This window comes from Pseudarthrobacter enclensis (assembly GCF_030811655.1).
GTDB lineage: Bacteria > Actinomycetota > Actinomycetes > Actinomycetales > Micrococcaceae > Arthrobacter > Arthrobacter enclensis_A.
The window spans coordinates 13396-38938 of record NZ_JAUSRE010000013.1 but is presented as its reverse complement, the minus strand read 5'-3'; the positions used below and the strand labels follow the sequence as shown (position 1 = coordinate 38938).

General features: G+C 60.7%; 18 protein-coding genes and 4 pseudogenes. 17 read left to right on the top strand and 5 right to left on the bottom strand.

Annotated features, from left to right (window positions below):
* Positions 1 to 98: 98 nt before the first annotated feature.
* From J2X98_RS13230 to J2X98_RS13150, 16 genes and pseudogenes are all read left to right on the top strand, one after another.
* A complete protein-coding gene (locus tag J2X98_RS13230; protein ID WP_307308882.1) occupies positions 99 to 1706 on the top strand; it encodes a GMC family oxidoreductase in 1608 nt (535 codons plus the stop codon).
* Positions 1707 to 1718: 12 nt separating this feature from the next.
* On the top strand, positions 1719 to 2831 hold the full coding sequence (locus J2X98_RS13225) for a LacI family DNA-binding transcriptional regulator (RefSeq protein WP_307308879.1): 1113 nt from the start codon (positions 1719 to 1721) through the stop codon (positions 2829 to 2831).
* Positions 2832 to 3071: 240 nt separating this feature from the next.
* Positions 3072 to 4181 (top strand): sugar ABC transporter substrate-binding protein, encoded by a 1110-nt coding sequence (locus J2X98_RS13220; RefSeq protein WP_307308877.1) that lies wholly within the window; start codon positions 3072 to 3074, stop codon positions 4179 to 4181.
* A gap of 71 nt (positions 4182 to 4252) precedes the next feature.
* Positions 4253 to 5212: an ABC transporter permease gene (locus tag J2X98_RS13215; RefSeq protein ID WP_307308875.1), complete on the top strand. Its 960-nt coding sequence runs from the start codon at positions 4253 to 4255 to the stop codon at positions 5210 to 5212.
* Positions 5176 to 6726 (top strand): sugar ABC transporter ATP-binding protein, encoded by a 1551-nt coding sequence (locus tag J2X98_RS13210; RefSeq protein ID WP_307308872.1) that lies wholly within the window; start codon positions 5176 to 5178, stop codon positions 6724 to 6726. The genes J2X98_RS13215 and J2X98_RS13210 overlap by 37 nt, the downstream gene beginning before the upstream one ends.
* 2 nt (positions 6727 to 6728) lie before the next feature.
* Positions 6729 to 7736 carry an ABC transporter permease gene (locus J2X98_RS13205; protein ID WP_307308870.1) on the top strand — a complete coding sequence of 336 codons (1008 nt, stop codon included), beginning with the start codon at positions 6729 to 6731 and terminating at the stop codon, positions 7734 to 7736.
* A 120-nt stretch (positions 7737 to 7856) separates the two neighbouring features.
* Positions 7857 to 8969 (top strand): Gfo/Idh/MocA family protein, encoded by a 1113-nt coding sequence (locus J2X98_RS13200; protein WP_307308867.1) that lies wholly within the window; start codon positions 7857 to 7859, stop codon positions 8967 to 8969.
* 10 nt (positions 8970 to 8979) lie between these two features.
* Positions 8980 to 10005, top strand: a complete 1026-nt coding sequence (locus J2X98_RS13195) for an aldo/keto reductase (RefSeq protein ID WP_307308865.1) — start codon at positions 8980 to 8982, stop codon at positions 10003 to 10005.
* Between the two features lie 60 nt (positions 10006 to 10065).
* A complete protein-coding gene (locus J2X98_RS13190; RefSeq protein ID WP_307308862.1) occupies positions 10066 to 11601 on the top strand; it encodes an aldehyde dehydrogenase family protein in 1536 nt (511 codons plus the stop codon).
* An 871-nt stretch (positions 11602 to 12472) separates the two neighbouring features.
* Positions 12473 to 13537, top strand: coding sequence for an IS110 family transposase (locus tag J2X98_RS13185; protein WP_307308856.1), 1065 nt, complete (start codon positions 12473 to 12475; stop codon positions 13535 to 13537).
* Between the two features lie 84 nt (positions 13538 to 13621).
* Positions 13622 to 14122, top strand: a pseudogene (locus J2X98_RS13180) (transposase); the annotation flags it as partial.
* Between the two features lie 50 nt (positions 14123 to 14172).
* A pseudogene (locus J2X98_RS22320) lies at positions 14173 to 15187 on the top strand (IS30 family transposase); the annotation flags it as partial.
* A 93-nt stretch (positions 15188 to 15280) separates the two neighbouring features.
* Positions 15281 to 15727: a helix-turn-helix domain-containing protein gene (locus J2X98_RS13165; protein ID WP_307308847.1), complete on the top strand. Its 447-nt coding sequence runs from the start codon at positions 15281 to 15283 to the stop codon at positions 15725 to 15727.
* A 47-nt stretch (positions 15728 to 15774) separates the two neighbouring features.
* On the top strand, positions 15775 to 16581 hold the full coding sequence (locus J2X98_RS13160; RefSeq protein ID WP_307308845.1) for an IS3 family transposase: 807 nt from the start codon (positions 15775 to 15777) through the stop codon (positions 16579 to 16581).
* Positions 16582 to 16609: 28 nt separating this feature from the next.
* Positions 16610 to 16783, top strand: a pseudogene (locus J2X98_RS22315) (IS30 family transposase); the annotation flags it as partial.
* 27 nt (positions 16784 to 16810) lie between these two features.
* Positions 16811 to 17545: pseudogene (locus J2X98_RS13150) on the top strand (IS256 family transposase); the annotation flags it as partial.
* Between the two features lie 135 nt (positions 17546 to 17680).
* Here the strand turns inward: J2X98_RS13150 and J2X98_RS13145 are convergent.
* Positions 17681 to 18709 (bottom strand): DUF4192 domain-containing protein, encoded by a 1029-nt coding sequence (locus J2X98_RS13145; protein ID WP_307308842.1) that lies wholly within the window; start codon positions 18707 to 18709, stop codon positions 17681 to 17683.
* 656 nt (positions 18710 to 19365) lie between these two features.
* Here J2X98_RS13145 and J2X98_RS13140 point away from each other — a divergent pair.
* On the top strand, positions 19366 to 19569 hold the full coding sequence (locus tag J2X98_RS13140; protein WP_307308840.1) for a hypothetical protein: 204 nt from the start codon (positions 19366 to 19368) through the stop codon (positions 19567 to 19569).
* 171 nt (positions 19570 to 19740) lie between these two features.
* Here the strand turns inward: J2X98_RS13140 and J2X98_RS13135 are convergent, their stop codons facing one another.
* From J2X98_RS13135 to J2X98_RS13120, 4 genes are all read right to left on the bottom strand, one after another.
* Positions 19741 to 21327: an IclR family transcriptional regulator gene (locus J2X98_RS13135; RefSeq protein ID WP_307308837.1), complete on the bottom strand. Its 1587-nt coding sequence runs from the start codon at positions 21325 to 21327 to the stop codon at positions 19741 to 19743.
* A gap of 476 nt (positions 21328 to 21803) precedes the next feature.
* Positions 21804 to 23243, bottom strand: coding sequence for a sugar porter family MFS transporter (locus J2X98_RS13130; RefSeq protein WP_307308833.1), 1440 nt, complete (start codon positions 23241 to 23243; stop codon positions 21804 to 21806).
* Positions 23244 to 23613: 370 nt separating this feature from the next.
* Positions 23614 to 24546: an intradiol ring-cleavage dioxygenase gene (locus J2X98_RS13125; protein ID WP_307308830.1), complete on the bottom strand. Its 933-nt coding sequence runs from the start codon at positions 24544 to 24546 to the stop codon at positions 23614 to 23616.
* A 44-nt stretch (positions 24547 to 24590) separates the two neighbouring features.
* Positions 24591 to 25529, bottom strand: a complete 939-nt coding sequence (locus J2X98_RS13120; RefSeq protein WP_307308827.1) for an aldo/keto reductase — start codon at positions 25527 to 25529, stop codon at positions 24591 to 24593.
* Between the last annotated feature and the right edge of the window lie 14 nt (positions 25530 to 25543).

Sequence of the window (25543 nt, the reverse complement as noted above, 5' to 3'; positions counted from 1 at the left end):
AAATCGCGTCTTGACAATGAGACGCGCACCACAGACCATTGAGTAAGCGCTTACTAGCGATACTCAAACCCCTCGCCCGTCCAATCAAGGGAGATTCCGTGGCACATGAAGAAAACTTTGACTATGTGATCGCTGGAGGCGGCACCGCCGGCTCGGTCCTCGCCGGCCGCCTCAGCGAAGACCCGAGCGTAAGAGTGCTACTGCTGGAGGCAGGCCGCTCGGACCGTCATCCATTTATCCAGGTACCTGCCGGCTTCGCCAAGCTGACCGCCGGTCCATACCAGTGGGGCTACGTCAGTGTCCCGCAGAAGCACTGCAACAACCGCGAAATCCCGCTCGCGCAGGGCAAGGTGCTGGGCGGCGGCGGATCCATCAACGCCCAGGTCTTTACCCGCGGCGTCCCGAACGATTATGACGGCTGGGCGAAGGACTACGACTGTGCCGGATGGTCAGCAGAGGAAGTACGCCAGTACTTTATCCGCTCTGAATCGAACGCGCGCCTGTCCGCCCCTTTCCACGGAACTGAAGGACCGCTGGGCGTTTCTGACCTGGCGCATCCGCACGAGCTCTCGAAGGCCTTCGTGCGGGCCGGGCAGGAATTTGGCTTGCCCTACAACGGAGACTTTAATGGGGCGGACCAGTACGGCATCGGCTTCTACCAGACCACCACCAGGAACTCGCAACGGTGCAGCGCGGCCACGGCGTACCTCCGTCCGGCGAGGAAGCGGAAGAACCTGGAAATCCGCACGTCCATCACGGCAAAGCGGATCGTCATGACGGGTCTTCGCGCCACCGGGGTAGAAGTCATCGAGAACGGCACGACGCGGACGTACACCGCCAGCCGCGAAGTCATCGTCTCATCAGGAGCCTTTGGTTCCCCGAAGCTCCTGCAACTGTCGGGCATTGGAGATCCTGAAGACCTCAAGGCAGCCGGCGTCGACACAGTGCACGCGCTGCCCGGCGTCGGAAAGAACCTGCAGGATCACACTGACCTGGACATCATCTACGAGCTGAACCTCTATGGCAGCATGGACAGGCTGAACCGGATCAGGACCGCAACCGCGATCGCCGGACTGCAGTACCTGGCGTTCAAATCCGGGCCCCTGGCCTCAACCATCGTCGAAGCCGGCGGTTTCAGCTACGGAAATAAGAGCGAAAAGACCCCGGATCTGCAGTTCCACTTCCTTCCCGCGGCCGGCGTTGAAGCGGGAATCGCATCAGTCCGCCCAGGCTTCGGGGCGACGCTGAACTCCTACTTCGTCCGGCCCCGCAGCCGCGGCAGCGTCAAGATTGCATCCTCTGACCCAAACGCTTCCCCCTTGATCGACCCGAACTTCCTTGCTGACGACTACGACGTAGAGATGGCCATTGAAGGTGTCCGCCAGAGCCGGGCAATCATGGACCAGCCCTCCATGGCGCCGCACATCAAGGCCGAACACCTCGCTGGTGGGGAAAAGGTCAATACAAAGGATGAGTACGTGCGGTTCGTCCGGTCCCATGGGCGGACCTCGTATCACCCTGTGGGCACCTGCGCTATGGGAACCAGCGACAACTCTGTCGTCTCGCCCGAGCTGAAAGTCCACGGAGTCGAGGGTCTGAGGGTGGTGGACTCGTCTATCATGCCCCGGATCGTCAGTTCTAATACCCAGGCGCCCACGGTTATGATCGCAGAAAAGGCTGTCGACATGATTCGGGCCTCGAACTAGGAGTTGGTACTCGTGTCGGCAGCCCACAGCGGCGAAGTAGGCGCGGAGGCTATCAGGCCTCCGGGTGCGACGGTGAGGCGTGCGCCTTCCCGTAGCAGTCGAAAAAGGGAAAGCAGCGAGAGTCTGAACCAGAACGGACACCGCGTCACTATTGACCAGGTAGCCAGGGAAGCTGGCGTCTCCACGGCCACAGTTTCCCGCGTTCTTGCCGGCATCGGGTCTGTGAACGCAACAATGGCTGCTGAGGTCAAACGCGTCGCCGCTACGCTTGGGTACCGACCCTTCGGTGCTGCAAGGGACCTGGCGTCTGGCCATCACCGCAGCATCGGCGTTGTCGTTCCCGACCTGGCAAACCCCTATTTCTATGACATCATTCAATCCGCTCAAACTGCGGCGGCAAAAGATGGTTACCGGATGCTCATCGCAGATTCGGGGGGCGATCCTGCGACGGAACTGAGCATGTGCGAGGATCTGCTGTCCCAAGCCGGCGGCTTGATCGTCCAATCCTCCCGAATGGATGTCACAGCGCTGAAATCCCTTGCAGCCCATAACAGCCCCGTTGTTTTGATCAACCGGGTCGAATATGGAGTGGACCTGCCGCATGTGGGGGTGGACAACTTCTCCGCGATGCTGGAGATCTGTCATCACCTCACGTCGCTGGGCCACAGCAAAGCGGTCTATCTTGCCGGGCCGGCCAGTTCCTGGCAGAACCAGGAGCGCTGGCGTGCAATCCAGCAGGCCCGCATGATGGGCCTCGAAGCAACTGCAATCACAGCAGAGCCGACCATCCAGGGAGGATATGCCGCCACCGATGCGGCCCTGGTCGAACGCCCCACTGCAATAATCGCGTTCAATGATCTGGTGGCAAGCGGCGTACTCGCCCGGCTCAGGGAGCTCGGGGTGGACGTTCCAAAGAAAATGTCCGTGACCGGATTCGATGACATTGTGTTCGCGAAGTTCACGCAACCCGCGCTCACCACGGCCGTCACCCCCCGCGCAGTGCTCGGCGAGCAGGCCTGGAAGATTCTCAAAGCGAGGCTAAACGGTCACGCACTCCCGGAAGTGCCCCTGGTAAAGGCAGAAGTGCTCATCAGGGACTCCTCGGCAGCACCCCCTGAGCGCTAGACAGGAAAGCCTATTGTGTAAGCCAAATCACGTGTGCTTGAATTAGTAAGCGCTTACTTTGAATCGAACCCGATAAGTTACAACTTCAGCCTGACACCGGGTGAACGGACAGTAAGCGCTTACTGACAGTCAAGAGAAGTTGAACAACCTTTCGGACCTGCAGCGGCCAAGGCCGTCCGCTCAAGCAGTATGCGTCCACCTTTTATTTCGAACGGCCCCTTTTCAGAGAAGGAACAACCAATGAAGATTTTCCGATTCTCTCGCGTCGCCGGTGCCACCGGTGCCATCACGGCCATGCTCGCCCTCAGCGCCTGCGGCGGAGCGGTCACGTCCGGCAGCCCTGAGGCGCAGAAGACCACCGGCAGTTGCAAGCCTGAGGACGTCACCCTCGTCCAGTCTGGCCGCGGCCTCGAAAACGAGTACTACGTTTCCATCGACGCAGCAGCCCGCAAGTTCGCCGCTTCCAAGGGCCTGGAATCGAAGTACCAGTGGATTGCCAGCGACGGTGACTCCTCCAAGCAGCTCGGCCAGATCAAGTCGATTCTTGCCAAGGGAGGCAACTGTGTCGTGATCAACCTTGACGCCAACGAGTCCTCCCTGGTCCCGTCAGTGGTCAAGGAGGCCGAAAAGGCCGGCGCATGGCTCGTCACGCAGTGGAACAAGCCCGACGGCATCAGCCCCGAGACCAGCTCCGCGCACTGGGTGGCCCACATGTCCGTGAACGGCGTGCCGCAGGGTTACGACACAGCCAAGGCGCTCTTTGACAGCATGGGCGGCAAGGGATCCATCGTCGCACTTCAGGGCATTCTGGATAACCCTCCCGCCAAGGAACGGTTCGCTGGCCTTCAGAAGGCTTTGAAGGAATTCCCCGGCATCACGCTGCTCGAAGATCAGACCGCAGAGTGGGACCGGACCAAGGGACAGAACGTGACGCAAACCTTCCTGACCAAGTACGGGGACAAGATCGGCGGTGTGTGGACAGCCAACGATTCCATGGCGCTGGGCGCACTCGAGGCCGTGAAGAATGCCGGCAAGCAGGGCACCATCAAGGTCAGCGGTATTGACGGCCTGGCAGAGGCGGTCAAGAACGTGGAGAATCCGCAGAGCGGCTATGTCGCCACGACGCAGTCCACCGCTGCCGCGCAGGCCGCGTATGGCCTGGCTATCGGCCTGGCCGCGGCGACCGGTGAATTTGATCCCGCCAAGGAACCAGCGGGGCACCGGTCCTTCTACCTCAAGCCGCTCCCCGCGATCACCCCCTCGACCACGTCCAGCGTCCCTGATCCTGCCGATATCTCGAAGTTCGACATGTCCAACATCTGGGCCCAGACGGGTGACCCGATCAAATGAGCGGAAAGCTTTCCACTGAACGGCCGACACAACCGGCCCCGAAGCAAACGAAGAAAAGCCCCGCGGGCTGGATGGCTGCGTATTCAGACAAGGTGCCGTTTGCCGCGCTGATCGTACTTCTCATGATCGTGCTGGTGATGTTGTTTGTGAACCCGTCATTTCTGTCCGGCAACAACATCCGGGCCTTGGCGGAACAAAGCGCAGTCCCGGTCGTCGTTGCCGTCGGGCTGACATTCGTCATCTTGATGGGCGGGATTGACCTGTCCGTAGCTGGAGTCATGGCTGCGGCGTCCCTCAGCAGCGCGCTTCTGCTGGCCAATGACCGCAACACTCTGAGCCTGGGACTATGGGTCATCCCCGCCGGTTGCGCCGTGGGCGCGGCTCTGGGGCTCCTCGCCGGGCTTTCCGTCTCGATCCTCCGGGTACCGTCCTTTATCGTCACGATCGGCACCTGGCAGATCGGGCTCGGGATCGGCCTGCTTCTCTTCGGCGGTAAACCTCCCCGTGTCCTTGATAACGGAGTCCGCGACCTCGCCAACGGATCAGTGGCCGGCGTGGCCGGCGTCGTCTGGCTGGCCGTCCTGGTCGTTGCCATCGGCTGGTTCGTCCAGACAAGGACCCGGTTCGGGCGCTACGCCTACGTCATCGGTGGCAGCGAAGAAACCGCTTTGCTCTCCGGCATCCCCGTCAGGAAGTACAGGACGCTGTCCTTCGTTGTCGCCGGCGCCGCCGCCGGTCTTGCCGCCGTGATGGCCACAACCAGGACCGGAGTCGGCGATGTCGGCATCGGCGGCAGCCTCCTCTTCACGACAATCGCTGGAATCGTCATCGGCGGAACCCTCCTGACCGGTGGCCGCGGAGGTGTCGCACACTCCGTCGTCGGTGTCATCGTCATCGTTGCCATCGCCAACGCCATGGTCCTTGGCGGAGTCAGCTCCTACATCCAGCAGGCAGTCCAGGGCGTTGTGGTCCTCGTCGCTGCCACCGTCGCCCTATGGCGGTCCCGACAGAGATTGCGAGTCGTCAAGTGAACAGCGCTCCCGCCCTGGAACTGCGCCAGGTATCCAAATCATTTCCCGGCGTCCGGGCACTCAAAGACGTATCGCTGGAGGTCAGGCAGCACGAAGTTGTCGGGCTGATCGGAGAAAACGGCGCCGGCAAATCCACCCTGCTGAAGATCCTCACCGGCATACAGCGTCCCGACAGTGGAACGATGCTGGCACAAAACTCAGAAGTGGTCCTGCGCGGCGTCACCGAAGCCAACCGGCGCGGTATCGCCATGGTCTTCCAGGAGCAATCCCTGCTGGAAAACATCACCGTCGGGGAAAACGTTCTGCTCGGCAATGAAGGCGAAACCGTCCAACACGGGATCTACCACTGGTCCAAGCTCAATGAACGTGCACAGGAATACCTCGACATCGTGGGAGGAGGCTTGAAAGCCGAGGCACCCACCCATCAGCTGTCGTTCGCAAAGCGGCAAATGGTCGAGGTCGCAAAAGCGTTGGCCTCCGGTCAGCGCGGCAGCCATGACCCGGTCATCCTCCTCGACGAGCCCACATCCGTGCTTGAACATGAGGAAATCCAGACGCTTTTCCGGATCGTCCGGGAACTGCGCAAACGCGCCAGCGTCGTGTTTGTCTCACACCGCCTGGAGGAAGTCCTGGAAATCTGCGACCGGGTTTACGTGATGCGCGATGGAGAAGTTGTAGGGGAGTGCGTCCCTAGCGAGGTGACCATGGACGAAATGTTCTCGATGATGGTTGGACGTGAACACCACGCCGGGTACTACCACGAATCCCGGCAGCTCGAGGCCCGGCCGGAGGTACGTCTGGAGGTCATCAACCTCTCCGGCAGGTCCTTCCATAACGTGTCGTTCACCATCGCGCAAGGTGAGGTCGTCAGTCTGATGGGTGTACAGGAAAGTGGCCGCGAAGACATCGGCAGGGCCATTTTCGGCGCCATCCCCACTACCGGAGGTACGGTCCGCCTCGATGGCAAACCGCTGGAGCCCCGAACCCCAGCAGACGCGGTCAGCAAAGGCGTGGGCTACATACCTTCCGAACGCAAGGTGGATGGTGCGGTGCTGGCGATGAGCGTCGGGGAAAATCTGACCCTGGCCCACCCCGACCGTGTCAGCAGCGGCCCGTTCCTCAATCCGGCTCTCGAAAAGAAGACCATCAAGAGCTGGATCGAGACCCTGCGCGTCAAGACACCCTCTGCTGAAACTCCCATCCGGAACTTGTCAGGTGGCAACCAGCAAAAGGTGGTCCTGGCCAAATGGCTTTTGGATCCAGAGCTCAAGCTCCTGATACTGGACACCCCCACCCGCGGCCTCGACGTAGGGGCAAAAGCCGACGTCTATGCACTGATAAGGGACCTGGCGGCCAAGGGGCTCGCCGTCCTGCTCATCGCAGACACTCTTGAAGAGGGAATATCGATGAGCCACCGTGTTCTGACGATGAAAGACGGCCGCATCACCGGCGAGATGGCGAGTACGCCAGGAAACCGGCCCCACCGTACCGATGTTCTCGAAAAGATGGTCTAACCATGACTGGACAGCATTCCATGGCCACTGGCACGACGCCACAGGCAACATCCTCCGCGCCGGCGACCAGCAAGCTGAAGCAACTGCATCATCTGGGCTTGGCTCCGGTGCTGGTGCTCATCGTCCTGGTCATTATCGTCAGCGCATACGACAGCTCCTTTCTGAGGTTCCCCAGCCTCATGTCCCTCCTGGAGCAATCCGCGCCGCTGGTACTGCTGGCTATCGCGCAGGGACTTATCGTTCTGACCGGACGCATCACTCTGGCCAACGCCGGCCTTGCAAGCCTCGCGGGCGTCCTGCTGGCCAAAATGCTGGACACTATGGGTGCGGGGGCCGTCCCGGCAGTCCTGATCGTGTCAACGCTTCTTGGCCTCATCATTGGCATCATCCATGTCGGCACCCAGCTCCCGTCGTTCATCGTGACACTGGGGTTCCTCGGTGTCTTCGCCGGACTCGCGCTGTGGCTCTCCGGCGCGGACTCCATCCTCGTCACCAGCGGATACGGCAATGTCGAATGGATCTCCTTCCGTCTGTACGGGGTCCCGATTTCATTCCTCATTGTCCTGCTGCTCACGGGAGTGCTGATGGCGGTCATGAAGGTATTTCCCCTGGGCCGGCGCATTCGTGCCGTCGGCTTCAACGAGCGGGCAGCAGCCTTCAGCGGCATTCGCACCACCCGGGTTGTTGTCCTGATCTTTGCACTGTCAGGCGCCTTCTCCGGCCTCACCGCCGTCTTCCAAGTGGCCCAACTTCAATCGGCCGGAGCAACCACCTCGGATTCGCTGCTGCTGCCCAGCATTGCTGCCGTCATCGTTGGAGGGGTTTCCATCTCAGGCGGCGTTGGAGGAATCGGCAGGATCCTGCTCGGCTCCCTCGTCATCGCCCTCCTGAGGGTCGGACTTGACCTCGTTGGCGTCGACTCGGCGTATCAGCCCATCCTGTACGGCCTCATCGTAATTCTTGCCATTGCGGCCACCGTAGACCGCAGACGCGGGACGGCAGTGGCTTAGCCAGGAGGAATCTGTCGCTGCTTCAAAAGCAGCCGAACAACGGAACCCTATCTGCAACGGCCGACCGATCTGCAGGCAACCCATCACAACCAGGCGTCAAAGCCTGAAGGAGTAAACCACATGAGCAAGAAGCTACGTATCGGTATCGCCGGCTGCGGCAACATCGCGGACAACCATTTCCAGGCATACAACTCGGTGAGCGATGTCGAAGTCGTTGGAGTCTGCGACGTTGACCTTGGCCGGGCCGAACAGTTCGCCGCAGAGCGGAATATCCCGCACGCGGCCGGCAGCGTCGCAGGTCTTCTGGATCTGGATATCGACATCATCAGCGTCTGCACCCCCCACCCCACCCACGAACAGGTCGTGGTCGAAGCAGCGCAAAGGGGCGTGCACATTCTTTGTGAGAAGCCCATCGCGATCTCGTCAGATTCTGCCCGGCGAATGACGGCGGCGGCCAAGGAAGCCGGGGTGAAGCTGGGCGTGCTGTTCCAGCGGCGTTTCTGGCCTGCAGCCCAGAAGCTCCGGGACGCCATTGACGACGGGCGGATCGGCCAGCCGATTCTCGGAAGCTGCTCGATCCTGCTCCACCGGGATTCGGCATACTACGGCTCGGCGGCGTGGCGTGGGACGTGGGAAACGGACGGCGGCGGAGTCCTGATGACGCAGGGCATCCACTACATCGACCTGCTTCAGTGGTACATGGGTGACGTTATCGAGGCAAGTGCACAGATCCGCACCCTGGTGTTCAAAGATGAAATTGAAGTCGAAGACGTCGCCGTGGCCACCCTCAGTTTCGCCTCCGGCGCCGTCGCCACGGTCACCGCGACCACCGGGGCCGACCCCAGCCTCGGAGCCCGCGTTCACGTTATTGGCTCCCGTGGGGCATCCGCCAGTGTCAGCGAATTCCCCGAAGGAGCGGAGGGCGTTTGTGATCTCTGGGCCATCCCGGGCGAGGCGGACCACGTTGACCTTTTCGACAAGGGCCTCGGCACCAATATCCCGATCGCTCAGATCAACGCCGAACTCATGCCTTTTCACCGGCTGCAGGTCGCCGACTTCGTATCCGCAGTCCTCAATGACAGCGAGCCTGCTGTCACCGGCGAAGAGGCACTCAAGTCGCTGGAGATCATTGCCGCGATCTACGAGTCAGCCCGCCTGGGCAAGCCCGTCCAGCCCCGCTATTCCAGCACTGCCGCCACCGAAGGCGCGGCAGTCGTAGGCCAGAGGGCATAGGAGACCCGAGATGCGGGCACAGCACAAACGTCCCCTGGGGCGAACACCCCTAGACCTGAGCACGATGTCCTTCGGCGCCACCCTCATCGGAAATTTCATGCGGCCCATCAGCGATGCCGCAGCCGTGGAGCTCGTTGACCAGGCATGGGACTTGGGACTGAGGACTTTTGACACCGCGCCGCTGTATGGCCACGGGCTTAGTGAACTGCGGCTGGGCCGTGCCCTGCAAGGACGCACCAGAGCAGATTACGTCCTGTCGACAAAAGCCGGCAGAGTCCTGACACCTGCGGACCCGGCGACCATCGACTCGGGCCTATGGAAGGATTCTGCACCCTTTGCCGCCGCCTTTGATTACTCGTACGACGGCATCATGCGCTCGGTCGAGGACAGCCTAAAAAGGCTGCTCACCGACCATCTCGACATCGTTTACATGCACGACGTCGATCGCTACACCCATGGCAGCAAACAACCGCAGATGTTCCGCCAGGCAGTCGATGAAGGCTTTCCCGCCCTGGTCAAACTCCGGGACGAGGGAGTCGTCACGGCCATTGGCTTTGGCGTGAACGAGGCTGACGTTTGTCTTGCCGCAGTCAAGGAAACGGATTCAGACTGCGTGCTGCTCGCCGGCCGTTACACGCTCCTGGAGCAGGAACCCCTCGACGATTTGCTGCCCACCTGCGAAAGCAGAGGCATCGGTGTCGTGCTCGGCGGTGTGTACAACAGTGGCATACTCGCCACCGGACCGAGGGAAGGGGCAAAATTCAACTACGGTCCGGCCCCCGAGGACGTCATGGACCGCGCCGGGCGTATCGAGGCCATCTGCCAACGGCACGACGTCCCGCTTCCCGCGGCCGCCCTTCAATTCGCCGCTTCCCACCCTGCCGTAACAAGCATCTGTCTAGGCTCGCGCACTCCAGAGCAACAACAAAACAGCGCCGCATTCCTGGAACTTCGCATCCCCGAGCAACTCTGGCAAGACCTACGCCAGGACGGGCTGCTTAGGCCGGATGCCCCAATACCCGCAGGCTCCGACTAAGCCTCGGCCAAGAACAAAAACACCTGCTAGGCCACGCACCATCATCGATAGGAGATTGACGTGAACGTCGAGCTGAACGTCCAAACACCACCCACGGAAACTGCGCTCCGCACCTACGGCCACTACATTGGGGGAAGTGAACGCGCCCAGGGAGAAAAGACAGTGGACCGGAACTCCCCGGCAACCGGCCAGGTCGTCGCCCGCTACTCGTCGGGTACAACCGAAGAGACCAAAGAAGCCATCAAGGCAGCCCGGGACGCCTTCGACGAGGGCACCTGGCCCCACCTGTCCGGACAGGACCGTTCCCGCGTCCTGAACCGTCTGGCATCATTGATGCACCGCGACTTCGAAAAACTTGCCCGCATCGAGGCAGAGGAAACAGGCAAACCCCTTCGCCTTGCACGAGGAGACGTCCAGGGCAGCATCGGCTTGACCGAATACGCTGCGGCCCTGGCACTGACCATGCACGGCGACGTCCACACCAACCTGGGCCCCGGCTTCACCGGACTTGTGACACGCGAGCCGGCCGGTGTCGTCGGAATGATCACGCCCTGGAATTTTCCGCTGCTGCTGCTGATGCAAAAACTCCCCTTTGCCCTGGCGGCGGGCTGCACAGCCGTTGCCAAGCCAGCAGAGGTCACCTCGGGAACAACCCTGGAAATAGCCAAGCTAGCCACAGAGGCCGGCGTTCCCGCAGGCGTCTTCAATGTAGTAACCGGGCGTGGTTCTGTGGTGGGCCAGCAGCTGGCTGAGTCCGAATTCGTAGACGTACTGTCCTTCACCGGCAGTACAGATGTTGGCCGGCGGATTATCGAGGCCTCCGGAACAAACAGCAAGCGGCTCTCCATGGAACTGGGCGGCAAAGCAGCAACAATCGTCTTCCCAGATGCAAACATCGAAGAAGCCGTCGAAGGCGTCCTGTTCGGCGTCTTCTTCAACCAGGGCGAGTGCTGCGTCTCAGGAGCCCGCTTGCTCGTCCACGAGGAGATCGCGGACACCTTCCTGGCCGCTCTCGTCGAGCGCGCCCAGCGGCTCGCCGTAGGGCAGCCCCTGGACGAAGACTCCGACATTGGAGCTTTGATCCATGCCGATCACCTGAAGACCGTTCTGGACTACATCACCCTGGCCCAGGAACGAGGAGCAAAGGTGATCACAGGCGGAAAGCAGCTCGACACGGCAGACCTGCGGCAGGGCTACTTCGTCGCCCCCACGATTCTCGACCAAGTGGACCCGGCGAATCCTGCCTTCCTCGAAGAGATCTTCGGACCCGTACTCACCGTGACCCGGTTCCACAGCACCGACGAAGCCATTTCCCTGGCAAACGCCGTGGAATTCGGACTGGCCAACACGATCTGGTCCAAGAACATCGACACGGCCCTGTCCGTAGGACGCGCCCTGCGCAGCGGCACGGTATGGATCAACACGACGATCGACGGGGCACCCCAGCTGCCCGGCGGAGGCGTCAAGAACAGCGGATATGGCAGGGAAATGGGCCAGGCTGGCTTTGACGAGTTCACCGAAATCAAGACCATTCAAATCAGGACCGGAAAGCACGAGCCGTTCTTCCGCGACGTCGACAACACAGGAGCGGGCTAAATCATGCAAACCCTGCAGGCAGACCCTGTCGTCCAACGATCGCCGAGCGCCTTGGCCCTGAACCACATGCTGGCCCTCACTCAGAAGTTTTGGGCAGCCTATTCGGAATACGCCTGGCACTACACTGGCATGCTTTGCGAACAGCACAAAGGCCACGCACCAAAGGCGTGACTAACGAGGTAGCCCGAGCAAACAAGAAGGGATGATGAACCTTGGCCCACCAGGACACCGTTGGACAGAACTGGTTGCACTTCCAAGCCGGGGACCGTGTAACCGTAGCCGAATTCGGAAATTCTCCTTATGAAGCCACCGTCGTACAGACCAGCGAAATAGGCGCCCTTTGGGTCCTCCCCGATACTGGCTCGGGGCGCAGGGTGTTCGACAGTAGAGAACACGTGGTCATCAAGCACTGCGGTTGGGGAATAAACGAGCCCACATAAACGTCGTCCGGACCACTCAGGACGGAGCAAGCCCCCTCTGGCAGCTGAACTGCCGCAGGGGGCTTCTTCACGCGGCCTGAGTTCCCAAATCGGCCAAAGGCACACGAATGCGCGGCCGTCTCCTACCCACCCGCTCCTCTGACTATCAGCGAGCCGATAATGAAGATTCCGTAAAGCTGGCAGGGGACTGTCTGAATAACAATGAAGATGGAGTTGCGGCTCCGGGCGGGTCTGACTTGCTGATTAACTGACGTGCTCTCGGGCATTGTCCTGACACCGACGGGTCGGCGCGTGCCGGGGTCGCGCTCGTTTCGGGTGGCCGGACCGGGCGGGACGTGACTTCATAGGACCTTGCTCGATCAATGACTCGTCATTGTTGTGTCCGCCCGGCCTGGCGAGGTCATCCCTCATCGAAGGGAGACACCACCAGCATGAGCAACAACGCGCAGACGACGCAAGCAGTGATCGTCATCGGAGGCATCGACGCGCACGCCGACACTCATCATGTCGTCGCGCTCGATACGACCGGGAAGATACTCGGCGACCACCCTTTTCCCGCTTCATCACGCGGATATCGTGACGCGCTGGACTGGTTGGCAAAGTTCGGGTTAATTGACAAGATCGGCGTCGAATCCACCGGTTCGTATGCGGCCGGCATCACACGGTTCCTCCTCGAATCAGGTGTCGATGTCGTGGAAGTCAACCAGCCGCACCCGCACCTGAGAGCGCGCCGCGGCAAAGACGATTCGATAGACGCTGAAGCAGCAGCGCGCAAAGCGCTCTCGGGGCAGGCCACCGCGATCCCGAAGGTCACCACGGGTGTTGTCGAGTCGATCCGTGTGCTGCGCTTGGCCCGGGAATCCGCGGTTCGTTCCCGCACGAGAACGATCGTCCAACTGCGCAGTCTTCTAGTCACAGCACCTGCGCAGCTGCGGGAGCAGCTCACGGAACGGTCCGCAGCCGTGCTCGTGGCACGATGCGCGGGTTTGCGGCCTGATCTGGATCGTCTTGATGACCCGCTTCAAGCCACAAAGCGTGCACTGCGCGCCATGGCCCGGAGGATCCAGATGCTCGATGAGGAGATCAACGAGACCGACGCCTCACTCAAACAGCTCGTCGAGCGCACCGCGCCGACGCTGACGTCCAAGCTCGCGATCGGGCCAGGGCACGCCGCGCAGCTGTTGATCACCGCCGGGCAGAACATTGAGCGGCTCCACTCCGAGGCCGCATTCGCCAGAATCTGCGGCGTCGCACCGATCCCGGTCTCCTCCGGCAAGACGCATCGCATGCGCCTGCACCGAGGCGGTGATCGTCAAGCCAACGCCGCGCTCCACATGATCGCGGTCTGCCGGATGCGCTACCACCAGCCCACCATCGACTACGTCAAGCGACGCCTCGCTGAAGGACTGTCGAAGAAGGACGTGCTCCGATGCCTCAAACGCTTCATTGCCCGGGAGGTCTACCACGACCTGAAAACCGACCTTGGACTCACTTGACGTTTATAGGACCGTCGGTGGATCCATGGTTGGCCTGACACGCCGGGTGTTGCCTGGCGGGGAGGACTGATCATGAGCGACACCATGGATCCCATGGCGACTGATGTGGATCAGCAAGAGTTAGCGCAGCAGCTCCTGGCCCAGGCCAGAGAGCAAGGAATTGACCTGGTTGGCCCGGACGGGCTTTTGAACCGGCTCACCAAGAACGTCCTGGAGACCGCGTTGGAAGCCGAAATGGACGAACACCTTGGATACGAAAAGCACGACGTGTCCGGGCGCGGCAGCGGGAACTCCCGCAACGGCACGCGCACGAAGACGGTGCTGACCGAGATCGGGCCGGTGGAGATCGACGTGCCGCGGGACACCGGTTCGACGTTCGATCCGCAGATCGTTCGGAAACGGCAGCGACGGTTGACCGGTGTGGATGAGATCGTGTTGTCGCTGAGCGCGAAGGGCCTCACAACCGGGGAGATCGCCGCTCACTTTGCCGAGGTGTTCGGCGCCAGGGTCTCCAAGGACACGATCTCGCGGATCACGGAGAAGGTCATCGGCGAGATGACTGAGTGGCAGAACCGGCCCTTGGACCGTGGGCAGTGTCTAACGGTCGTTGCGAATCCTGATCGTGAGGGATTCCAATGCCCAGGTACGCCCCGAACAAGATGTCGCCTGAAGCCAAGCGTCGGTATTTCGAGCTGATCCGGCAAGGGCTCAGTGGCTCTGCTGCCTCGTCTCAGGTCGGCGTGTCGCTGAGCTGCGGCTCGTTGTGGTTCATCGACGCTGGCAGCGTGGACTTTGTAGACAGGCCGATCAGCCGCCGATACCTGACCCAGGATGACCGGATTGAAATTGCAGATGGCCTCGCCGCCGGCGAGTCAGTGAAAGCAATCGCCGCTCGGATCGGGAAAAGCTATCAGAGCGTCTACCGGGAGATTTCGCGCAACCGCAAGCCAGATGGCCGCTACCAACCCTGGTACGCCCATGGCCAAGCCCATCAACGTAGGCTAAGGACTAGAGAACGCCGCCTCGCTCTGGATAAGGCGCTCCGGGACGTCGTGGCCGGAAAGCTTGATAAGCATTGGTCACCCGCGCAGATCAGTCGCTGGCTCAGGCGCCGCTGGTCCAAACGCAGGTCCTGGCATGTCTGCGCCGAGACCATCTACGAAGCCGTCTACCGTGGCCTCATTGCCGCGCAGGACAGCCTCACACTTCGCACTGGCCGGACGTACCGTACCGCCATAAACGTGACGCGGCAGGACCCGTGAAGGGACGTTGAAGCAGTCCACCAACATGAAGCCGATTAGCCAACGCCCTGCAGTCGTCGAGACTCGCACCCGCATAGGGCACTGGGAAGGCGATCTCATCATCGGCACCGGTCAACGCTCAGCCATTGCCACGCTCGTCGAACGCAAGTCCAGGCTCACAGTCCTCGTCCCGATCCGGGGTGGGCGGACAGCCCAGATCGTCGGTGATGCTCTCATCCAGGCGTTTGCGATCCTTCCAAAAGCTCTCCGGGGGACGCTGACTTGGGATCAGGGCAACGAGATGTTCCACCATGAACGAATAGAGCGGGAGACGGGACTTCGTATCTACTTCGCCGATCCGCATTCCCCGTGGCAGCGCGGGACGAATGAGAACACGAACGGCCTGCTGGAGTGGTCCCCGGAAGTTGGACACTCAATTTAGGATCCTTCTTCCAGGAGTAGTCAGATGTACTTGAGAAGCACGTTGAGTCACTCCGATGCAGTGTCTTCTATCGAGTTGTTCGAGCAAGGGCTGACTGCGAAGTCCGTCGCGCTGGCTCTTGCTTTAGCACCTAACCCTGTCCAAATGATGTATCAACGATGGCAGGTACGAGGATCGGGTGCGCTGATGACAAGAGACCGTAGGCAGTACGACATCGAAACCAAGCTCTTGATCGTGCGACGTCATCTTCAGGGCGTTTCCGGACGCGTCCTGGCCAAGGAGTACGGCCTTCCCTCTCCCGGCGCCGTCACGAACTGGACGAGAATTTACCGGCGCGATGGTGAAGACGGCTTACGCCCGAAGAAACGGGGCCGCCCACCGCTCAATCGCGAGAAACCAGTTCCCGAGAGCGAGGTCGAGCAACTCCGAGGGGAGAACGAGCGGTTGCGTGCGGAGGTGGCTTACCTGGGAAAATTGCGGGCCTTGAGGGAACAGAAACGACGCTGAAAGTTCAAGCGATCAATGACCTCAAGGCCCATCATCGGCTGCCGCTTTTGCTGCATCTGGCAAAGATTCCCCGGTCCACGTTCTACGACCACCGCAACCGGCTTACCCGGCCAGATCGGCACGCGGAACTCAAAGAAGCCATTCGTCAGGTCTTCACGCAGGCGCGAAGCGCTTACGGGCATCGACGCGTCCTGGCCATGCTCCTGCGACAGGGATGGACAGTATCGAAGAAGACCGTGCTGAAGCTCATGCGGGGGCTCGGATTGCAAAGCCCGGTCCGTCGCCGGCGCAGATACAACTCCTTCCGCGGCGAGGTCGGTAAGGCGGCTGAGAACGTGTTGAACCGCCAGTTCGAGACCGCGGTCAAACACACCAAGTGGGCCACCGACATCACCGAATTCACGGTGGGCACCTCCAAGGTTTATGTCTCACCGGTCCTTGATCTCCATGACAACCGGATCGTCTCTGTCATGGCAGGTCCGTCTCCGAGCGTCAAAATGGTCACCGATGGCCTTCGCATTGCAATCAGCGGCCTCGCCCCGAACGAGCAACCCCTGGTGCATTCAGATCAGGGGTTTCAGTACCGGCATCCGCTCTGGCAGGACACGCTCCGCGAAGCCGGGCTGACTCAATCGATGTCCCGTAAGGGCACCTGCTTGGATAACGCCACCATGGAAGGGTTCTTCAGCCACCTCAAAGAGGAATGGTTCCGGATCCAGCAACCCAGGACCATCGAGCAGTTCCACGCTGGTCTAACCGAGTATCTGCGTTGGTGGAACAGCACCCGAATCCAACGGAGACTCGGCTACCTCAGCCCCGACGAATACCTGGCTCACAACCTCGCCACCGCGTAACGTTTAATTAGGAGTCCAACATTTAGGGACCACTCCACTGCTGCGCCAGTACTTTCCCAAGGGCACCGATCTGGGCCTGATCACCGATGAACGGCTACGGGAAGTCAGCATCGAACTAAACGACCGGCCACGGGAATGCCTAAATGACCGCACCCCATACCAACTCATGGCACGATGGAAACACCAGCTCCGCACCACTTAATTCGCAACGATGGCTGGAAACCGCCGTGTCTACCCGGTGGTGTTCATTGATGCTATCCACGTCAAGGTCCGCGATGGGCAGGTCACGAACCGGCCGGTCTACGTCGCTATCGGCGTCAGCGTCAACGGCGAACGCGACATCCTCGGGCTGTGGGCCGGGGACGGCGGCGAAGGGGCAAAGTTCTGGCTCTCGGTGCTGACCGAAATCAACAACCGGGGTGTGGAGGACGTCTGCATCACGGTCTGCGACGGACTCAAGGGCCTGCCAGAGGCGATCACCACCGTCTGGTCCTTGGCGGTGGTCCAAACCTGCATCGTGCACCTGATCCGCAACACCTTCCGCTACGCCGCCCGCCAGTACTGGGACGAGATGTCCAAGGACCTGCGCCCGGTCTACACAGCACCCTCAGAGGCGGCAGCGAAGGAACGCTTCGTGGAGTTCTCAACCAAATGGGGCCGGCAGTACCCGGCGATCACCCGGCTGTGGGAGAACGCCTGGAGCGAGTTCGTGCCGTTCCTGGACTACGACGTGGAAATCCGGCGGGTCATCTGCAGCACCAACGCCATCGAATCCGTCAACGCCCGTTACCGGCGCGCGGTCAGGGCACGCGGCCATTTCCCCACCGAGCAGGCGGCCCTGAAATGCCTCTACCTCGCCACCCGGGCCCTGGACCCTACAGGCAAAGGCAGGGCACGATGGGCCACACGATGGAAGCCGGCACTGAACGCCTTCGCCATCAGTTTCGACGGAAGAATCAACTAAATGCCAACCGCGGATCCACCGAAAATCGGACAGTCCCGCTGGCAGTGATGTTCCCATTTCAGGCTGCTCACCTGGGCGAGCAGGCGAACCTACTGGGCTGTGGCACTGTTCCAAATGCATCCTCACGAGTAGGGCCTAGTCGAAGGGTAGGGCCTTGTAGGCGGTGGTCTTGTTCATGTTCCAGCCGGCGACGAGGCCGGACCCGATCATTTGGTCGCTGAGGCGTGCGAGTCGGTAGGCGGGGTCGGAGTCGAGGGCGAGTTGGAGGAATTGGTGGGCTTTGCTGCCTCTGCCTTCCCACCAGTTAATGTATCCGATGGTGGTGAGGACCGGGGCTGAGTGTTGCGGGCTGGTGCGGGTGTAGGCGTGCAGGAGCAGTTGTTGTGCCCATTCGATGCGTGACCATTTGGGGGCCCCGTCGGTTTGGGCGAAGAGGATCCGTTGCATGGGCTCGTCGATGCCAGGGATGTCGGCGATGAGCCGGTCGCGGATGGCTGTGAACTGGAGGTTGGCGACCAGGGCGTGGCAGTCGTCGTCCGTGGGGTATGAAGTTGTGTCGAGCATGTTAGCCCACAGTTCCCGGGCCCGCTGCGTTGCAGTACCAGTGGGGAGGGTTCGAATGGTGTCCATGTGGTGTTCGACGGCGGCGGCCTTGGCAAGTGCCTCTCGGGTGATCGGGAGGATGACGCGGTTGGTGGGTTGGACGGCGCTGCCGCGGTAGATGAATTCGGCATTGATGGCGCTGGTTTGGGTGTCGCTGACGGGCAGGGCGAGGGTGGTGCCTGGTTCGCCGTCGTAGGGGGAGAAGGTGTCGTCTCCGACGAAGAGGCCGTCGCGAATGGTGATGCCCTGTTCGGCGAGGACGCCGGTGAGCGCGGCGATGGTGCCGGCATGGGGTTTGGGCTGTCCGGGCTGACAGGGTTCGCTGGTGTAGACGGCGAAGAGGAGAGACGTGGCGGTGGTATCCGACATGAGGTAGTGGGCGACCGTGCGTGCGTAGGGGAGTTCCTGGCCGGGTTGGCGGGGGAGGTCGATGCGCAGGGTCGCGCCGATGCTGTTGTTGTTCAGGGTGATGCAGACCAGGCTTTCCTTGGGCCAGAAGCCGAGCGTGTGTCCGATGAAGCTGAGCACATCCGGTGGTGTCTTGATGGTGAGCTTTTCCATGTCCCGTTTCCTTCATCGATGTGATTGCCGTGGTTTTCTGCGGTTGTTGGTGGTGGGCGTCGTTCTGGTAGGGGACCACCCGCTGGGTGCAGGGGCCGGAGTGCAACTTGGGGGACCGGCAACGGGGACGAAAACTTCATCCGCAGGCACTGCTTCTACCGTGAGTGTGGCGAAGTTTTCGGTTTCGGGGCCGGCGCGGTAGCGCCCTGGTTGCGCGAAGGACCCGCCCAGCGATCATGGGACGTATCAGAATGACAAGCAGCGATGGAACTTCCACTTGTCTATCGAAGCGAAGGAACGAAGCGGCATGACTTCGGCACCAGCAATGACCCCGTTTGCATGGCGCCTCTTTCGTGGTTCCCGCTCTGTCAGTCCCTGCCGGCCACAGAGTTCATATGTGTTTCGGCCGAGGGCTGTTTGATCCCTGTTGGCTCGGGGCGCCGCTCGACGGTGGCCGTTTCCAGGAGAAGGGTGGAAGGGTGGATGCCCCTCGAGGATTTCAGGGTTGCCCTTTAGCACGGCAGGGATTTCTGCTGCGACGCGACAGGATTCGAATCCGAAGCCGCCGCTACCAATGGTGTTGGCGCCATAGGAACCGACCTCCCGACGCGGAACTCCTAGGGGTAGGGTGTGCCCTAGCTGACGAAGGAGTCACGATGAGTTACAAATATCGAACTGTTCGGGTTCGCGGTACTGAGTTGGTTGGAACAATTGCCAGGAAGCATGGGGGTGCGGCTGAAATCTACGAAACGTCTAAAGACCTGAGCACATCAGTAGTTCCGGTGTTCTTCGAGGCAACGGGTGAAATCCGTTTCTTCGACAGGTCAGTGCTGGAGGACGTTGTGGCACCAGCCACTTAAATCCGCCTGGGCCATACCGGTGCGGCCGCGCCGGCCCGGTCTGTGTGACCCGTTTAGGGGCAAATGGGGGTGTGGGCAGTGTGGACACCTAGGTTCATTTAATTGCTGCGTGGCCCGGGCCAGGAGCTCGGGTGCTCCTTTGATCTGCCAAAATCCAATCAGCCTTGGCTTTCATCGGGTTAGGTTGACCGATTGAATGCAGTCATCTGGTGCGCCAAAATATCTTGAAAGCCGTCGTGCTCCATCGCAGGCCAATTCGATGATGCCGGGAGAGGATTCCGGTTGATGGAGTATGGCGTCTCGGAGGCCGCTGACCGAGAGGGAGGCGATGACATGGCCACGGTGATCAAAGATTGGGGCACCGACGGCTGCCATCCCGGTGGTTACTTCGTCGTCGCTCAAGGCGAAGCCGGCATCGCGGATTTCTTTGAGCTTTCCATAGAACTCCGTTCGGGATCGAGCGCCCAAACTAAATTCCGCGCTCTGGCTCAGGAGCGCAGCATATTCCTCCCAGGATGGGGGAGTGTCGAAAGCCAACAGCGCGCGCGGGGCGGCACCGATATGTAACGGCAAAGAGCTTCCAAGGGCCAGGCGGCGACTGTTCACTCGCCTACCGTCTATGCGCTCGATGCATACGGCCCGAGTACCGCTCCTGATGCACAGAAGTACTGTCTCCCCGGTTTCATTGTGGATTTCGCGAAGCACGGGCATCGCAGCCCGGCGCAAGTCGAGTTGGCTTAGCAGACTTCCCGCCAAGGAAATCATCTTACTGCCGACGCGATAGGAACCGCGGTGGCCGATCTGTTCTATCCAACCGGCCTCAACAAGGGTTCCCAGCATGCGGTAGACCGAGCTGATGTGTTCGCCTGTGAGGCTGGCCAGTCTGGCGGAGGTTGCGACTCGTTCGACAGCCAACGCGTCCATGAGCGAGCTGGCCTTCGTCAGAACCGATTCCTTCGACTCTGGCTTACTAGACTCCTCATTGGCGCTTGGGACCAGCTTGAAGTCTTTCATGAGATCGGTCAGGGTCTGGGCGGCTGCTGCAAGCACGGTCTTGGCTTCCTCCTGCAGCTTGACTACGTGGTCCACCAGACCCGCCGCCGTTAGCGCGCCGAAGATGCTGCCGTCCGCATTGAATACGGGAAATCCCACGGCTGCGATCCCATCGACAATCTCGTTGGATTCCATCCTCCAGCCCTCGCGTTTGGTCTCTGCGACCAGTTGGCGGAGGGTCTCGGCGTCAACGGGCGTCCTTGACGCCAATTTTTCGTAGGGGGCGTGGGCGAGGACCTCTTCGAGTATTTCCGGGGATTGCCATGCCAGGAGGACATGTGATGCGGCACTAGTGTGAAGGGGAAGGATCCGGCCGGATGAAAGCTCGTGGAGATCAACTTCAGTGGAATCTACCTGCTCCAAGCAGACTGCTGTACCGTTGCGTGGTATCCAGAATGCAGCAGTTAGACCAAGCGAAGACTGGATCCCCTCGAGCAACTTGATAAGGGCTTCATGATCGAGGAGAGCGTCGGTTGCCGCGTCCGCCAACCGCAAGATCCCCGTGCCCAATTCAACGAGTCCGCCAGGTGCACGGCGGAGGATTCCAGACTCTTCCAGTGATCCGATGATCCGATAAACCGAGGGCCGCGGTTCATCGATAGCTTTTGCCAGATCTGCCGGGGTCGAGGGGCCGAGAACGGATGCTTTATCCACCAATTGTGTGGCCTTAAGGACCAGCTGAATCAGGTTTGCTGATTGTGGCATGTTTGCACCTCTCGATCGAACAACCACGCACTAACAGGCGGTGTGAATCGGGAGAGCCGCATACGAACATCATTCTGCTTCGCACCAGGTGGAAAACTGCGGTGGGAACGAGCACTGTTCTATGACGACGACACAAGCCGATTGTAGTGCACGAACATCCTGTCCACTATATGCGATATGGACCGCCATGAGAGCTCGCTGAGTACATAGGCTGTCGCGGCGGTTCGCTATGGCGGTGTTGATACCGACGTCCTGATTCCCGATGCGTATACGGCACCACCTGCTAAGAGCAGGGCTGAAACGGCTACGGCAATGGGCCAGAACCACGGAAACAGGGCCGGACGCGTCATATAGCTTTGCTGGCCGTCGAGCCAGGCCAATACCGTGTCGCGGCTGCGCAACGGATTTGAGGATGGCGGCCGCACTGACTGGGCACGGGACGTCGAGTGGTCCGGATCGCTCAACACCTTCGCCGCCTACTTCGGGCTGCTCAAAGCCCCGGATTTGAAGGTTTCTTCGAACTCCTCGAGGCTACGGCCTCGGGTCTCGGGTAGGAATTTGACCGTGAAAGCGATGGCAACGAATCCAATCACTGCGAACACAAGGAAGGTTCCGAATCCCATTACGGCTACCAGCGCCGGGAACATTAAGGCAACTACAGCGTTGGTCAACCAAAGAACCAGAACCGACGCGCCGATCATGAGTCCACGCATGCGGAGGGGGAAGATTTCAGAAATCATGAGCCACGCCAGCGGCCCGATCGTTGCCTGCATCATGGCGATGAACATGAGGATGAACGCTAGAAGAATCCAGGGGCGGATCAGGCTGTCCTCTGGCAGGAGGATGCCCACCAGCCCGACGCCGATGTGGGCTGTGGTTGTTCCAATGAATCCCGTGATCATCATGCTGCGGCGGCTGACGCGGTTGATGATGTAGAGCGCAACGAGCATGGGCAGCACAGATGCAACGCCGTTGAGAACGTTGAAGCTGAGGGCGGCATTTCGGTCAAACCCTGCCTGTTCCAGGACTTGGGTGCCGTAGTACATCATCGAGTTGATGCCCGTGAGTTGCTGGAAGATACCAATGCCGAATCCGATGAAGAGTAGGCGTCGGGTCCACGGCGTTGTGAGGACCTCTTTCCAAGAACCGAGTCGCTCCAGTCGCTCCTCTTCAGCGAGTTCATGGACTTCCGCCATTTCCGCGGCCGCGCGCTCTGGGGAGCGCATGGTTCTAAGGACTGCGAGGGCTTCGGCGTTCCGTCCCTGGGAGACAAGCCAGCGGGGGCTTTCCGGCATCCTAAGCATTCCGAAGAAGAGCACGAATGCAGGTACTGCCGCCACTGAAAGCATGTATCGCCAGACGTCGGGGTTACTGGCGAACGTGTTGCCGATGATTGCGTTGATCAGGAAAGCCAGGAATTGGCCGGTGACGATCATGAGCTCGTTACGCGAAACCAGGCTGCCTCGTTTTTCGAAGGGTGCCACTTCGGCCAGGTACACGGGGACCGTTACGGACGCACCGCCAACTGCCAGGCCCAGGACAAACCTGAAGACAAGCAGTACGTCAAAGCGCAGTGATAATACTGAGCCGGAGGTTCCGATGAAAAAAAGGACCGCGAGGGCGATGATGAATGCACGGCGGCCGTATCGATCGGAAATTCGTCCGCCGAGGAAGGAGCCGGTTGCAGCGCCGATGAGCAGGACGAAGGTGACCAGTCCTTGTTCCCAGGGAGTGATGTTGAAATAGCTGCTTATGAAGGAAAGCGCGCCGTTGAGCACGCCGGTGTCATAGCCGAAGAGAAGGCCACCAAAGGTCGCGATGACGGCCACCATCCCCAGACGTTTGTTGTAGTTCCCCTTGTCCAATGGCGGCAGGTGCCTGGTGCCGCGTTGAGGGATTGTGTCGAGATGTGCCATGTCAGCGCTCCTTCAGAGTGCAGTCAGATAGAAATGATGGTCGCGTTTCGTCACACCGTTGTCCACCGTTCAGCGGTTGCACTTCGCTTAGGAGAATCAGGTTCTGAAGCGGTGATCCCGCCAACCGAGTACCAGCTTCCTACGCCGAAAAGAGGACGCGAAGCCTTGTGGCGTCCTTGGCGCGACGCTCACCGACGCCGGTGGAGGATGTAGCGGAGCCGGCCAAAGTGGAGGATTGTGACCTGAACGCCCGGGAACCGGGCTGGGAGCAGGGATGCTCGTTCCCGGGCATTCGGCTGCTGTCTCCTTGCGTCTGCAGCGGCATTCGAACGCGACACCTGGTGGATCACCCAGGCAGGGTGGTGCGAACCTAGTCCGCTGCCGGCGGCAGGACGAGGTCAAACCGGGTCCGCGCCCAGGCACGTCCTCCAAGTTCGCGACCGTCGGGAGTGGGAGTGCCGGGGTCTTGCTGTACGAAGTCTTTGATCAAAGACGCCTTGACGCCGAACACTGTGTCGTATTTCAGGAGTTCATCACCGCGGACAAAGATGTGGGTAACGAGCGTCCGAAGTCCGGGTTTGGTGACCATGAAGTGAAGATGCGACGCGCGCATGGGGGATCGTCCTACGGCTTCAAGCATTTTTCCGACCGGACCATCATGCGGAATGGGATAGGGGGTGGGGGTCAGTCCCCAGAAGCGGTAGTTTCCGTCGTCGTCGCTGTAGAGGTGGGCGCGGCCGGAGACGCGCTGGTCGCTGTACTGGACGTCGTAGAAACCGTCTTCGTCGGCTTCCCATACCTCGATGCGGGCGTTGGGGACGGGGTTTCCGTCGGTGTCCTTGACCGTTCCTTCGACCCAGCAGGGTTCCCCCGGGGCTGCACCGGCGATGTCTCCGCCGTTTTCAATCCGGGGGGCATCTTCGACGAAGAAGGGTCCGAAGACTGTGGCTTCGGTGGCGTCACCGTAGGCTTCGTGGTTGACGTTGATGGTCTGCATCGATGCTCCGAAGACGTCTGAAAGCAGAATGAACTCCTGTCGCCGGTCGTCGGTTATGTGGCCGACGGCCGTAAGGAACTCGATGGCTTTGTTCCACTCTTCCTCTGTGAGCCTGACATCGCGGATGAAGGCATGCAGGTGGGTTACGAGGGACTGCATCAGCTGCTTCAACCGTGGGTCCTGGCAGTCTTCGAATGAGCGCAGCACGTTGCGGACCAGTTGTTCCTCGACGTTTTGCTGGGCCGCGGACACCTGCCCGGAGCCGGGGGTGCTTTCGGTTTCTGGGACACGGGTTTGCTGGGTCATTGTGGTTTCCTCGTTGTTGTGATGTCGGGTATGCAGTCCGGGGCTTAGGGTTGCGATGCCTCGTCGAGCAGCTGCAGCTCCTTGTCACTCAACTGCAGATGCAGTGAGTCGAGAAGGGTGGAGAGCTGGTCGGTGGTGCGTGCGCTGGCGATGGGGGCGGCCACTCCTTCCTGGGCGGCAAGCCAGGCCAGCGCGACGGATGCCGGCTCGGTGGCGTGTTCTCCGGCGACGGCCCGCACCGCGTCAATGACCTTCCGGCCCTGGGGGGTGAGGTACTTCTGCGCATCGGAGGCGCGGGGGCTTTCGATGTCTTCCTCGCCGGTGTATTTGCCGGTCAGGAATCCGTGCGCCAGGGAGTAGTAAGGGACGACGGCCAGACCGTGGGTGCGCGCCAGGGGCAGGATGTCGGCTTCTATGCCGCGTTCGACGAGGTTGTATTGGGGTTCAATCACCATGGGGGCATGAAAGCTCTCGTCGGCCGTGATCTTCAGCCAGTCTTCGATCCGCTCCGCCGTGTAATTCGATATGCCGATGCAACGGACCTTGCCTTGGTCTACCAGCTCCGACATCGCCGCGATGCTCTCTACGAGGGGCGTGCTCGGGTCGTCGAAGTGGGCGTAGTAGATGTCGATGACATCGATGTCGAGCCGGGTCAGGGAGGCGTCGACGGCGGCTCGGATCGTCTCCGGGGCCAAACCTGCGAACTGCGGGTGGTGGCTTACCTTGGTGGCAATGACCAGGTCGTCGCGGTCGGACCGTCCCGCCAACCATTTCCCGATGATTGTCTCTGACTCTCCTCCGGAGTTACCTTCGGCCCAAAAGGAGTACGAATCAGCGGTGTCCAGGAAATTGCCACCACCGTTTACATAACCGTCCAGGACGGCATGCGATGTTTCGGTGTCTGCGGTCCATCCAAAGACATTCGTGCCGAGGGCCAATGGGGATACGGCTATTCCTGGGGCAATGGTCCTTTTGGTGACCAAGGTCTACCTCCTAG

Bases quoted from the DNA above. Each gene is read 5' to 3' on its own strand.
- J2X98_RS13220 (WP_307308877.1), top strand. From the start codon at position 3,072: ATGAAGATTTTCCGATTCTCTCGCGTCGCCGGTGCCACCGGTGCCATC.
- J2X98_RS13215 (WP_307308875.1), top strand. From the start codon at position 4,253: ATGGCTGCGTATTCAGACAAGGTGCCGTTTGCCGCGCTGATCGTACTT.
- J2X98_RS13210 (WP_307308872.1), top strand. From the start codon at position 5,176: ATGGCGGTCCCGACAGAGATTGCGAGTCGTCAAGTGAACAGCGCTCCC.
- J2X98_RS13205 (WP_307308870.1), top strand. From the start codon at position 6,729: ATGACTGGACAGCATTCCATGGCCACTGGCACGACGCCACAGGCAACA.
- J2X98_RS13200 (WP_307308867.1), top strand. From the start codon at position 7,857: ATGAGCAAGAAGCTACGTATCGGTATCGCCGGCTGCGGCAACATCGCG.
- J2X98_RS13195 (WP_307308865.1), top strand. From the start codon at position 8,980: ATGCGGGCACAGCACAAACGTCCCCTGGGGCGAACACCCCTAGACCTG.
- J2X98_RS13185 (WP_307308856.1), top strand. From the start codon at position 12,473: ATGAGCAACAACGCGCAGACGACGCAAGCAGTGATCGTCATCGGAGGC.
- J2X98_RS13145 (WP_307308842.1), bottom strand. From the start codon at position 18,709: ATGGAAAAGCTCACCATCAAGACACCACCGGATGTGCTCAGCTTCATC.
- J2X98_RS13140 (WP_307308840.1), top strand. From the start codon at position 19,366: ATGAGTTACAAATATCGAACTGTTCGGGTTCGCGGTACTGAGTTGGTT.
- J2X98_RS13135 (WP_307308837.1), bottom strand. From the start codon at position 21,327: ATGCCACAATCAGCAAACCTGATTCAGCTGGTCCTTAAGGCCACACAA.
- J2X98_RS13130 (WP_307308833.1), bottom strand. From the start codon at position 23,243: ATGGCACATCTCGACACAATCCCTCAACGCGGCACCAGGCACCTGCCG.
- J2X98_RS13125 (WP_307308830.1), bottom strand. From the start codon at position 24,546: ATGACCCAGCAAACCCGTGTCCCAGAAACCGAAAGCACCCCCGGCTCC.